Annotated in this window: 13 protein-coding genes; all 13 read left to right on the top strand. The window is 43.3% G+C overall.

What is annotated here, in order from left to right; translation table 11 throughout:
* Nucleotides 1–103 precede the first annotated feature (103 nt).
* Complete coding sequence (nrdR, locus tag D8802_RS02350) at nucleotides 104–577, top strand: transcriptional regulator NrdR (RefSeq protein ID WP_001203678.1); 474 nt, start codon at nucleotides 104–106, stop codon at nucleotides 575–577.
* The gene (locus tag D8802_RS02345; RefSeq protein WP_125394648.1) at nucleotides 578–1,741 is read left to right on the top strand and encodes a DnaD domain protein; all 1,164 of its coding nucleotides are present in this window, start codon (nucleotides 578–580) and stop codon (nucleotides 1,739–1,741) included.
* Complete coding sequence (gene dnaI, locus D8802_RS02340) at nucleotides 1,742–2,638, top strand: primosomal protein DnaI (RefSeq protein WP_000446491.1); 897 nt, start codon at nucleotides 1,742–1,744, stop codon at nucleotides 2,636–2,638.
* A complete protein-coding gene (locus tag D8802_RS02335) occupies nucleotides 2,635–3,348 on the top strand; it encodes an NADPH-dependent oxidoreductase (protein ID WP_125394647.1) in 714 nt (237 codons plus the stop codon). Before dnaI ends, D8802_RS02335 begins: the two co-directional genes overlap by 4 nt.
* Nucleotides 3,349–3,361: 13 nt before the next feature.
* A complete protein-coding gene (der, locus tag D8802_RS02330) occupies nucleotides 3,362–4,672 on the top strand; it encodes a ribosome biogenesis GTPase Der (RefSeq protein WP_125394646.1) in 1,311 nt (436 codons plus the stop codon).
* A gap of 73 nt (nucleotides 4,673–4,745) precedes the next feature.
* Nucleotides 4,746–5,084: a hypothetical protein gene (locus D8802_RS10295; protein ID WP_125394645.1), complete on the top strand. Its 339-nt coding sequence runs from the start codon at nucleotides 4,746–4,748 to the stop codon at nucleotides 5,082–5,084.
* 19 nt (nucleotides 5,085–5,103) lie between these two features.
* Nucleotides 5,104–5,394 carry a hypothetical protein gene (locus D8802_RS02320; RefSeq protein WP_125394644.1) on the top strand — a complete coding sequence of 97 codons (291 nt, stop codon included), beginning with the start codon at nucleotides 5,104–5,106 and terminating at the stop codon, nucleotides 5,392–5,394.
* 143 nt (nucleotides 5,395–5,537) lie between these two features.
* Complete coding sequence (locus tag D8802_RS02315; protein ID WP_125394643.1) at nucleotides 5,538–6,293, top strand: DNA alkylation repair protein; 756 nt, start codon at nucleotides 5,538–5,540, stop codon at nucleotides 6,291–6,293.
* Between the two features lie 125 nt (nucleotides 6,294–6,418).
* Nucleotides 6,419–8,932, top strand: coding sequence for a preprotein translocase subunit SecA (secA, locus tag D8802_RS02310; protein WP_125394642.1), 2,514 nt, complete (start codon nucleotides 6,419–6,421; stop codon nucleotides 8,930–8,932).
* A gap of 79 nt (nucleotides 8,933–9,011) precedes the next feature.
* Nucleotides 9,012–10,043 (top strand): 3-deoxy-7-phosphoheptulonate synthase, encoded by a 1,032-nt coding sequence (locus D8802_RS02305; protein WP_125394641.1) that lies wholly within the window; start codon nucleotides 9,012–9,014, stop codon nucleotides 10,041–10,043.
* A gap of 1 nt (nucleotide 10,044) precedes the next feature.
* Entirely contained in the window at nucleotides 10,045–11,076 is a 1,032-nt protein-coding gene (locus D8802_RS02300) for a 3-deoxy-7-phosphoheptulonate synthase (RefSeq protein WP_125394640.1), read from the top strand.
* Between the two features lie 44 nt (nucleotides 11,077–11,120).
* Nucleotides 11,121–11,483 (top strand): holo-ACP synthase, encoded by a 363-nt coding sequence (acpS, locus tag D8802_RS02295; protein WP_125394639.1) that lies wholly within the window; start codon nucleotides 11,121–11,123, stop codon nucleotides 11,481–11,483.
* Nucleotides 11,473–12,576, top strand: coding sequence for an alanine racemase (gene alr / locus D8802_RS02290; RefSeq protein WP_125394638.1), 1,104 nt, complete (start codon nucleotides 11,473–11,475; stop codon nucleotides 12,574–12,576). The genes acpS and alr overlap by 11 nt, the downstream gene beginning before the upstream one ends.
* The last annotated feature ends 8 nt before the right edge of the window (nucleotides 12,577–12,584 follow it).

Below are 12,584 nucleotides of genomic sequence, written 5' to 3'. Positions count from 1 at the left end.
ATAATACAATAAAACAAAAAACTTGTCAAGTAAAAATAAGAATTGTTTTGGGAATTGCTCAAAAAATGGTATAATGAAAAGAAAACGACAAGGAGGGAAATGCATGCGTTGTCCAAAATGTGGGGCTACCAAGTCTAGTGTTGTTGATAGTCGACAAGCCGAAGAAGGAAATACCATCCGCCGAAGACGTGAGTGCGACGAGTGTCAGCATCGTTTTACAACCTATGAACGAGTAGAAGAACGAACGCTGGTTGTCGTCAAAAAAGACGGTACACGAGAACAGTTTTCAAGAGATAAAATCTTTAATGGGATTATTCGCTCAGCCCAGAAACGCCCTGTGTCAAGTGATGAAATCAACATGGTGGTCAATCGTATCGAGCAAAAACTCCGTAGTCGCAGTGAGAATGAGATCCAAAGTGAATATATTGGATCCTTAGTCATGGAGGAATTGGCAGAACTGGATGAGATTACTTATGTTCGTTTTGCCAGTGTTTACCGTAGCTTTAAGGATGTGAGTGAGTTGGAGAGTCTGCTCCAGCAGATCACCCAGTCCTCTAAGAAGAAAAAGGAAAAGTAAATGAAGCCAAATGACCGTTTTTCTTTTCTAAAGAATAATCGGGTGTCGCAAGATACCTCTTCTCTGGTGCAGTGCTACCTCCCGATTATCGGTCAGGAGGCACTGAGCCTCTATCTATATGCTATTACTTTTTGGGATGGTGGGCAAAAGGAGCACCTCTTTGCTAATATTCTTAATCATTTGAACTTCGGGATGAATACGCTCCTCCAGTCTTTTAAAATCTTATCTGCTGTGGACTTGTTGACTCTTTACCAGAAGGGGGAAGTCTATGAATTGCAGCTTCATTCTCCCCTTTCCAGTCAGGAATTTCTAAGTCATTCTGTCTATAGCAGACTCTTGGAGAGAAAGATTGGGGATACTGCGCTTGCTTCTATGAAGCAAGCTTCAAGTGTGGGAGAAGCACTCTCTGTTTCTTTGAGCCAAGTATTTCCAACCCTGACTGAAGAAGTGACACCAAGCGAGCCAAAAAGCAAGTTAAAAAATGATTTTGACTTGGAACATTTCCAGCGGCTGATGGCTCGAGATGGTTTGCGTTTTAATGACGAACAAACGGATGTTTTGGAATTGTTCGCCATTGCAGATGAAAAAAAATGGACCTGGTTTGAAACCTATCAACTAGCCAAGGCGACAGCGGTGGCTCAGGTTATTTCAGTCAAACGCATGCGTGAAAAGATTGCGCAAAAGCAGGTTTCTTCTGACTTTAGCCCCAAAGAAATGACCATTATCAGGGAAGCCAAAAATAAAACACCCCTACAATTTTTAGCGGAAATCAAGCAAACGCGTAAGGGGAACATCACCCAAAGTGAGCGAGAACTCCTTCACCAGATGGCGTCTTTAGGTTTGTTGGATGAAGTCATCAATATCGTCTTGCTTCTAACCTTTAACAAGGTTGATTCGGCTAATGTCAATGAAAAATATGCCATGAAGGTCGCAAATGACTATGCTTACCAAAAAATTCGGACAGCAGAAGAGGCTGTGCTTCGGATTCGAGAGCGTCAGCAAAAAGGCCAGGAAGACAAAAAATCGAAAACTAGCTCGACTAAGACAAATGTTCCTAAGTGGAGCAATCCAGAATATAAAAATCAAACCAGTGAGGAAACTCGTCTGGAACTAGAACGCAAAAAACAAGAAATGTTAGCTCGATTAGAAGAAGGAGGAGACTAGATGGAAAGTGTGGGTGACGTTATCAAACGTCAGACAAGTCGTTTTCAGTATCAGGACCTAGTCCAGCAGATTATGAAAGACCCAGATGTAGCGGCTTTTATCCAGAAAGAATCCCTCAGCCAAGAGGAGTTAAATCGTAGCATCTCCAAGTTCAACCAATATATCACAGAACGGGACAAGTTTCTTCGTGGGGATGCGGACTATATAGCGCGTGGCTACAAGCCTATCTTGGTTATGAATCACGGATATGCGGATGTGTCTTATGAAGAAACACCAGAACTAATCGCGGCTGAAAAAGAGGCTGCAATTAAGAATCGTCTCAAGTTGATCAATCTACCAGCAAGTCTCAAGAAAGCGAAATTGGCTCAGATTGACCTAGATGATCTAGGCCGTTTGCCGATTTTTGAGAGACTCTATGCCTTTGTCGATCTTTACCCAAGCATTCGAAAAGGCCTCTATCTTTACGGAGATTTTGGTGTCGGTAAGAGTTTCATGATGGCAGCCCTAGCTCACGACCTATCTGAAAAACGTGGTGCTTCTACAACCATTCTCCACTATCCAAGTTTTGTCATTGATGTCAAAAATGCCATCGGTGAAGGCTCTGTGAAGACCTTGGTGGATGACATCAAGTTAGCAGAAGTCTTGATCTTGGATGATATTGGTGCAGAGCAGTCGACACCTTGGGTGCGTGATGAGATTCTCCAAGTTATTCTCCAGTACCGCATGCAGGAAGATTTGCCGACCTTCTTTACTTCCAACTTTAATTTCCAAGATTTGGAAAAACATTTTGCCAAAGGAAAGAATGGAAATGATGAGACTTGGGAAGCTAGACGGGTTATGGAACGAATCCGTTATTTAGCAGAGGAAACGAGACTAGAAGGAGAAAATCGCCGATGACAGAAACCATTAAACTGATGAAAGCTCATACTTTAGTTCGTCGCTTTAAGGAGCAAGAAATTCCTCAAGCAGACTTGGACGAGATTTTAACTGCTGGACAAATGGCGTCATCTTGGAAAAATTTCCAATCCTACTCTGTGATTCTTGTACGCAGTCAAGAGAAGAAAGATGCCCTATATGAACTAGTTCCGCAGGAAGCCATTCGCCAGTCAGCTGCCTTTTTGCTCTTTGTTGGTGACTTGAACCGAGCTGAAAAGGGAGCAAGTCTTCATACGGACACTTTCCAACCTCAAGGGGTAGAAGGTCTCCTTATCACGTCTGTGGACGCTGCGCTTGCTGGGCAAAATACCTTGCTTGCAGCAGAGAGCCTGGGATATGGTGGTGTGATTATCGGTTTGGTCCGTTACAAGTCGGAAGAAGTGGCAGCGCTTTTTAACCTGCCTGACTATACCTACCCAGTTTTTGGGATTGCCCTTGGTGTGCCAAACCAACAACATGAAGTCAAACCAAGACTGCCTTTGAACCAAGTGGTATTTGAAGAAGAGTACCAAGAACAGCCAGTTGAAGCGATTTTGGACTATGACCAAGTACAGGCAGACTATGCTGGTGCGCGTGCGACGACCTCTTGGAGTCAGCGTTTGGCAGAGCAGTTTGGTCAAGCCGAACCTAGTTCAACTCGGAAGAATCTAGAACAGAAAAAGTTATTGTAGAAAGTGAGAAAACATGGCCTTACCAACTATTGCCATTGTGGGACGTCCCAATGTTGGGAAATCAACCCTATTTAATCGAATCGCTGGTGAGCGAATCTCAATCGTAGAAGATGTCGAGGGTGTAACACGTGACCGTATCTATGCAACGGGTGAGTGGCTCAATCGTTCCTTTAGTATGATTGATACGGGAGGGATTGACGATGTCGATGCTCCCTTTATGGAGCAAATCAAGCACCAAGCAGAAATTGCAATGGAAGAAGCCGATGTCATCGTCTTTGTGGTGTCTGGGAAAGAAGGGATTACAGATGCGGACGAGTACGTTGCTCGCAAACTCTATAAAACCCATAAGCCTGTTATCCTTGCGGTTAACAAGGTTGACAATCCTGAGATGCGAAATGACATCTATGATTTCTATGCGCTAGGATTGGGGGAACCACTACCAATTTCGTCTGTCCACGGTATTGGTACAGGGGATGTGTTAGACGCCATCGTCGAAAATCTCCCACATGAAGTCGAAGAAGAAAATCCAGACGTGATTAAATTTAGCTTGATTGGCCGTCCTAACGTTGGAAAATCAAGCTTGATCAACGCCATTTTGGGAGAAGACCGCGTGATTGCTAGTCCCGTTGCTGGTACAACGCGTGACGCCATTGATACCCATTTTACAGATGCGGATGGCCAAGAGTTTACCATGATTGACACAGCTGGTATGCGTAAGTCTGGTAAAGTCTATGAAAATACGGAGAAATACTCTGTCATGCGTGCCATGCGTGCCATTGACCGTTCAGATGTGGTCTTGATGGTGCTCAATGCCGAGGAAGGTATTCGTGAATACGACAAGCGTATCGCAGGTTTTGCCCACGAAGCAGGTAAAGGGATGATCATCGTGGTCAATAAGTGGGATACTCTTGAGAAAGACAACCATACCATGAAGAACTGGGAAGAAGATATCCGTGAGCAGTTCCAATATCTGCCTTATGCACCGATTGTCTTTGTATCCGCTCTTACCAAGCAACGTCTCCACAAACTACCTGAAATGATCAAGCAAATCAGCGAGAGTCAAAACACCCGTATCCCATCAGCTGTCTTGAATGATGTGATTATGGATGCCATTGCTATCAATCCAACACCGACAGACAAAGGGAAACGACTCAAGATTTTCTACGCAACCCAAGTGGCAACCAAGCCACCAACCTTTGTCATCTTTGTCAATGAAGAAGAACTCATGCACTTCTCTTACTTGCGTTTCTTGGAAAATCAAATCCGCAAGGCCTTTGTCTTTGAAGGAACACCGATTCATCTCATCGCAAGAAAGCGGAAATAAACAAGCAAGATCTGGAAAGTGTTTTCCAGGTTTTTTTGGTATAATAAAATAAAAAGAAATCTTGGAGAAAGCTATGCTGGAAAGACTTCTGCAACTATTGGTCTTATCACCTTACTTTTATTTTTTTCATTGGATTGAGAAGGCGGACAAAGATAGTAAATATTTCGTGTTTTTCTATTACTTTTACTGGATTTATCTCCCTTTTTGGGCTTTGTTTAGTATCGCTTTTACAATTTTTTCATTTTTAATTTTCAATTTTGTCTTGAAAAATCCTACGGATCTAACAAGGTGGGGAATTTGGATTTTTTTGGTTTTTTTATCTCTAGTGAATGACTGGAAAGTCTATGTCTGCCTGAAGAGAATGTTCAAGCTGAGACAAGTCAATAACAGAGGTTCATCACTGAATAGATAAATTTTAGAGGAGGTTTGAGATGTCAAAGATGAGGCAGTTTATGAATAGTTATTACAAAGTCTATATTCTTGCAATTTGCATCCTCTGGTTGCTAGTATTTTTTCTTCCTTGGGGATTTCAAATAGGAGGAGTTTCAGTTTATTTCTTCATCATGAAAAAACTCTTTGTCGTTTTTGGTGTATTGGCAATCTTTTTCTCAGTACTGACTAAAAAGATGAGTCTCTTCCTTTTTGGAGTGCTATTTTGCATGGCCTTCTGGATCAATCTCTTTTTGTACTTTGGCTTATTACCAGCATTTTTGGGAAATTAAACATTAAAAATTGGTGGACTAGACTAGCTTCTAGTCCTTTTTACTTTCTTGACAAAATAGTTTGAGAAGTGAAAATGATTTTGTTGACGGGCTATCTGTATGATATAATAAGTTCCGTAAACAGAAGATTAAGGGATTTAAAAATGGCGAAAAAAGTAAAGGACTATTATGACTTGGCTTATGCTAGGGATTTGAGTCGACGGTTGCAAGAAGCGTCCGATGCCTTTGATGGACAAAAATTTAGCTTGTTGCTGGAAAAAGACTTGGAAGAGTTGGAGTTTAGTCAGCGGCAAGAACTCTTGGCTCAAAGTATCAAAGACTGCCTTCCCCTATCTTATCAGGACTCTCTCAAGGTTTTTGAGAAAATTTTAGGTCCTGAGTTAGAAGGTGGTTTAGGCATGTTTTCGGAAGGATATTGGCTTTGGCCAATCGGTAAATATGTAGAGCTATACGGGGACCAAGAATTTGAATTGAGTGCTGCCTTTAGTAAGGAACTCACCAAGCGATTTACTGGAGAATTTTGCATGAGGCCCTTACTGGCTCGCTATCCTAAGGCTACAATGGACTTGCTGTTAGAATGGAGTCAAGATGAAAACTTGCGCGTTCGTAGACTTGCCAGTGAGTGCATGCGTATCCGTCTGCCTTGGGCTAAGAGACAAACCGTGGTGTTAGATTATCTTGAAGATTTCACCACGATTCTGACCAATTTAAAGGATGATAGAGACAAGTCCATTCAAAAAAGCGTAGCCAATAATCTAAATGATTTGTACAAGGAAGCCCCTGATAAGTTTGAAAGGATTCTTCAAACTTGGAAGAAGGAGGAACTAAGTCCAAGTTGTGCCTGGATCATCAAGCATGCATCACGAACAAAAAATAAAAAAATGCCGACAGAAGATTGAAAAAAGTGGATTTTAGAGATGTCTTTCCCCTTTTGAAGCGCGGATTCTTTCTTGAAAATTAAGAGTAAATGTGCTAGAATTAAAAGAACATTCTAAAATATTCAGAATCTAAAGTAAGGAAAATAATGGCTAATATTTTAAAAACGATTATCGAAAATGATAAAGGAGAACTTCGTCGTCTGGAAAAGATGGCAGACAAGGTTCTCAAATATGAAGATCAGATGGCAGCCTTGACGGATGACCAGCTAAAAGCGAAAACAGATGAATTTAAGGAACGTTACAATAAGGGTGAATCACTGGATTCATTGCTCTATGAGGCTTTTGCGGTAGTACGTGAAGCTGCCAAGCGTGTTCTTGGACTTTTCCCATATAAAGTTCAGGTCATGGGTGGGATTGTTCTCCACCATGGAGATGTGCCAGAAATGCGTACTGGTGAAGGGAAAACCTTGACTGCGACCATGCCTGTATATCTCAATGCCCTTGCAGGTGAAGGGGTTCACGTAGTAACGGTCAACGAATATCTAACCGAACGTGATGCGACTGAGATGGGTGAATTGTACTCATGGCTTGGTTTGTCAGTAGGGATTAACTTGGCTGCGAAGTCACCAATGGAGAAGAAAGAAGCCTATCTCTGTGATATTACCTACTCAACCAACTCAGAGATTGGTTTCGACTACCTTCGTGACAACATGGTTGTTCGGGCAGAGAACATGGTACAGCGTCCGCTCAACTACGCTTTGGTCGATGAGGTTGACTCGATCTTGATTGATGAGGCTCGTACTCCTTTGATCGTTTCAGGAGCCAATGCTGTGGAGACTAGTCAGCTGTATCATATGGCGGATCACTTTGTCAAATCTTTGGACAAAGATGACTATATCATTGACATCCAGTCTAAGACTATTGGTTTGTCTGATTCAGGGATTGACAAGGCTGAAAGCTACTTCAAACTGGAAAATCTCTACGATATTGAAAATGTGGCTCTTACTCACTTTATCGATAATGCCCTTCGTGCCAACTATATCATGATTCTCGATATTGACTATGTGGTCAGCGAAGAGCAGGAAATCCTGATCGTCGATCAATTTACAGGTCGTACCATGGAAGGTCGTCGATACTCTGATGGCTTGCACCAGGCGATTGAAGCCAAGGAAGGTGTGCCAATCCAAGACGAAACTAAGACTTCAGCTTCTATTACCTACCAAAACCTCTTCCGTATGTATAAGAAATTGGCAGGTATGACAGGTACTGGTAAAACAGAAGAAGAAGAATTCCGCGAAATCTACAACATTCGCGTCATCCCAATCCCAACCAACCGACCAATCCAGCGTATTGACCATTCAGACCTTCTCTATGCTAGCCTTGATGCAAAATTCAAGGCCGTGGTTGAAGATGTGAAGGCACGTTATCAAAAGGGTCAGCCAGTCTTGGTAGGTACTGTTGCCGTTGAAACGAGTGATTTCCTTTCTAAGAAATTGGTCGAAGCAGGTGTTCCTCACGAAGTCTTGAATGCGAAGAACCACTACAGAGAAGCGCAAATCATCATGAATGCTGGTCAGCGTGGTGCGATTACCATCGCAACCAATATGGCCGGTCGTGGTACCGACATTAAGCTTGGTGAAGGCGTTCGTGAGCTTGGTGGACTTTGCGTCATTGGTACAGAACGCCACGAAAGTCGCCGGATCGATAATCAGCTTCGTGGACGTTCAGGGCGCCAAGGAGACCCAGGTGAGTCGCAGTTCTACTTGTCTCTTGAAGATGATTTGATGAAACGTTTCGGTTCAGAGCGTTTGAAAGGTATCTTTGAACGGCTCAACATGTCTGACGAAGCCATTGAATCCCGTATGTTAACGCGTCAAGTGGAAGCGGCTCAAAAACGCGTTGAGGGGAATAACTACGATACACGTAAACAGGTCCTTCAATACGATGACGTTATGCGTGAACAACGTGAAATCATCTATGCACAACGTTACGATGTCATTACAGCAGACCGTGACTTGGCACCAGAGATCCATGCTATGATCCGTCGTACCATTGGACGAATCGTAGATGCACATGCTCGTTCTAAGGAAGATGAAAAACTAGAAGCGATCTTGAACTTTGCTAAGTATAACTTGCTTCCAGAAGATTCAATCAGCCGTTCAGATCTTGCAGGTCTATCAGATCAAGCCATCAAAGATGAGCTGTATCAACGTGCATTGAAGGTTTATGATAGCCAAGTTGCTAAACTTCGTGATGAAGAGGCGGTTAAAGAATTCCAAAAAGTCTTGATTCTACGTGTTGTAGACAACAAGTGGACTGATCATATTGATGCCCTTGACCAGTTGCGAAATGCTGTTGGTCTTCGTGGCTATGCTCAAAACAACCCTGTTGTAGAATATCAAGCAGAAGGTTTCCGCATGTTTAATGACATGATCGGATCGATTGAGTTCGATGTGACCCGCTTGATGATGAAAGCACAAATCCACGAACAAGAACGTCCTCAAACTGAACACAATATCAGTACAACTGCGACTCGTAATATTGCAGCGCAGCAGACTCAGCTTCCAAAAGATGTGGACTTGAGCCAAATCGGACGAAATGACCAATGCCCATGTGGATCAGGTAAGAAATTCAAGAACTGTCATGGTAAGAGACAATAATATGAGATAAGATACAGGCGGATACCTGGTGAAAATACATTTTTGCTTGGTGTCCGTTTGCTTTATAAGGAGATGAATCATGGTATTTACAGCTAAAAGTCCTAAAATTAACATTGAAGAAGTTCGCGCCTTGTCTAAATTAGATGGAGCAGCTCTTGCGAGAAAAAATCAACGTGATCAGGAATTGGAAGCCATCATCCGTGGGGAAGACCAGCGTATTCTCTTGGTGATTGGACCATGTTCATCTGATAACGAAGAGGCAGTCCTCGAGTATGCCAAGCGCTTGTCTGCCTTGCAAGAAGAGGTCAAAGACCGTATTTTTATGGTCATGCGTGTCTATACGGCTAAACCTCGTACCAATGGAGATGGCTATAAGGGCTTGATTCATCAACCAAATGCGACAGAAGCTCCTAGCTTGATCAATGGGATCAAGGCTGTTCGCCAACTGCACTACCGTGTGATTACCGAGACTGGTATGACAACAGCTGATGAGATGCTTTATCCTGAAAATCTTCCGCTGGTGGATGATTTGATTTCTTATATGGCTGTTGGAGCTCGTTCAGTCGAGGACCAGCAACACCGTTTTGTAGCGAGTGGAGCAGATTTCTCAACAGGATTTAAAAATCCAACATCTGGAAATCTCAATGTTATGTTTAACGGGATTTACGCAGCGCAAAATAAGCAGAGTTTCCTCTTCCTCGGTAAAGAGGTGGAAACGACAGGGAATCCATTGTCCCACGCCATTCTTCGTGGTGCCTTGAATGAATATGGTAAAAATATTCCTAACTACTACTATGACAATTTGATGGATACCATTGCCCAGTATGAAAAGATGGGCTTGGAAAATCCCTTTATCATCATCGATACCAATCATGACAATTCAGGCAAGCAGTACATGGATCAAATCCGTATCGTTCGCCAGACCTTGATCAACCGTGACTGGAATGAGAAAATCAAGAAATACGTTCGTGGTTTTATGATTGAGTCCTATCTGGAAGATGGACGTCAAAATGAGCCAGAAGTTTTTGGTAAGTCCATTACAGATCCGTGTCTCGGCTGGGACAATACGGAAGCACTTGTTCGCGAAATTTACCAAACGCTAGGAGAATAAGATGGCATTTATCGAAAAAGGTCAAGAAATTGATATTGAAGCAATCAAGGCTGCGACTCAGTTGTCAGGTGAAGCCTTGCGAAAAAAAGAAGCCCGTGATCGAGAGTTGGCAGCCATTATCTCAGGTGAGGACGACCGAATTCTTTTGGTGATGGGGCCTTGCTCTTCTGACAATGAAGAGGCTGTGTTGGAATATGCTCGTCGTTTAGCAGACTTGCAGAAAAAAGTTGCGGATAAAATTTTTATCGTGATGCGTGTCTATACGGCTAAACCTCGTACTAATGGAGATGGTTATAAGGGCATGATTCATCAACCAAATACCAGCGAAGCGCCTAGTCTCATCAATGGTTTGCAGGCTGTTCGTCAGCTCCACTACCGTGTGATTACCGAAACGGGTTTGACGACAGCTGATGAGATGCTTTATCCGTCAAATCTCGTTTTGGTTGATGATCTGGTCAGCTACCATGCTGTAGGGGCTCGTTCAGTGGAAGACCAAGAACACCGCTTTGTAGCGTCTGGTATTGATGCTCCGGTTGGGATGAAAAATCCGACATCTGGGAATCTTGGAGTTATGTTTAATGCTATCTATGCGGCTCAAAACAAGCAAACCTTCCTTTACCATGGCCAAGAAGTAGAAACTTCAGGAAATTCCTTGGCCCACGTTATCCTTCGTGGTGCCATGAACGAATATGGTAAAAATGAACCCAATTTCTACTATGAAACTCTCTTAAATGCCATCAATCGCTATGAGACCATGGGGCTTGAAAATCCCTTCATTATCATCGATACCAATCATGACAATTCAGGCAAGCAGTATATGGAACAAATCCGCATTGTTCGCCAAGCCTTGTTGAATCGTGATTGGAATGAAAAGATTAAAAAGACGGTTCGAGGCTTTATGATTGAATCTTACCTAGCTGATGGTCGTCAAAACCAACCAGAGGTCTTTGGTTGTTCCATAACTGACCCTTGTCTAGGTTGGGAAAATACAGTAGCCTTGGTAGAAGAAATTTATACTACCTTAACAAAATAAGTGAAAAGGATGGAGTTGGGGGAATCTCAGCTCCTTTTGTGAGTATGATAGTTGGACACGGAATTGACATCGAAGAATTGGCTTCGATAGAAAACGCAGTTACACGACGTGAGGGCTTTGCTAAGCGCGTGCTGACCCCTAAAGAAATGGAGCGCTTTACCAGTCTCAAAGGGCGCAGACAGATCGAATACTTGGCAGGGCGCTGGTCGGCTAAGGAGGCCTTTTCCAAGGCTATGGGAACTGGTATTGGTAAACTGACCTTTCAGGATTTGGAAATTTTGAACAATGAACGCGGGGCACCTTATTTTAGTCAGTCACCATTTTCAGGAAAAATTTGGCTATCTATCAGCCATACAGATCAGATTGTGACAGCCAGTGTCATTTTGGAGGAAAATCATGAAAGCTAGTCCACATAGACCAACCAAGGCTCTGATTCATCTGGGAGCTATTCGACAAAATATTCAGCAAATGGGGGCTCATATCCCTGAAGGAACGCTCAAGTGGGCAGTGGTCAAGGCCAATGCCTATGGACATGGGGCGGTAGCTGTTGCAACGGCGATCCAGGATGATGTTGATGGATTTTGTGTTTCCAATATTGATGAAGCTATTGAGTTGCGTCAAGCAGGTATAAACAAGAAAATTCTCATCTTAGGAGTTTCTGAGCTAGAAGCTGTTGCTCTAGCTAAAGAATACGACATCACCTTGACAGTGGCAGGATTGGAGTGGATTCAAGCACTGTTAGACAAGGAAGCAGATTTAACTGGCTTGATTGTCCATCTCAAGATTGACTCAGGGATGGGACGGATTGGTTTCCGAGATTCCAGTGAGGCTGATCAGGCTCAAGCCTTGCTCCAACAACACGGTGCTCGCGTTGAGGGGATTTTTACCCACTTTGCTACTGCAGATGAAGAATCAGATGCCTATTTTAATGCCCAGTTAGAATGCTTTAAAGCTATTTTGGCAAGTATGAAGGAAGTTCCAGAACTGGTTCACGCCAGTAACTCGGCAACGACCCTCTGGCATGCAGAGACTATTTTCAATGCAGTCCGTATGGGAGATGCCATGTATGGTCTCAATCCAAGTGGAGAGGTCTTGGACTTACCCTATGATTTGACACCAGCCTTGACCTTGGAGTCTGCCCTGGTTCATGTCAAGACAGTTCCAGCTGGAGCTTGCATGGGCTATGGAGCCACCTATCAAGCGGATAGTGAGCAAGTCATTGCGACGGTGCCAATCGGTTATGCGGATGGTTGGACACGAGACATGCAGAATTTCTCTGTCTTGGTAGATGGTCAAGCTTGCCCAATCGTCGGACGAGTATCTATGGACCAAATCACCATTCGTCTGCCTAAGGTATATCCGCTCGGAACAAAAGTAACCTTGATTGGCTCCAATGGGGACAAGGAAATCACAGCAACTCAGGTAGCGACCTACCGTGGAACCATTAACTATGAGGTGGTTTGCCTCCTCAGCGACCGCATTCCGAGAGAATATTATTAAAAAGAAAG

Origin of the sequence: Streptococcus oralis, from assembly GCF_003943395.1 — a bacterium.
In the GTDB taxonomy this organism is placed as follows: Bacteria; Bacillota; Bacilli; order Lactobacillales; family Streptococcaceae; genus Streptococcus; species Streptococcus oralis_BF.
Note: the sequence above shows the minus strand (reverse complement) of the source record. Positions and strands in the feature narration are given on the sequence as shown.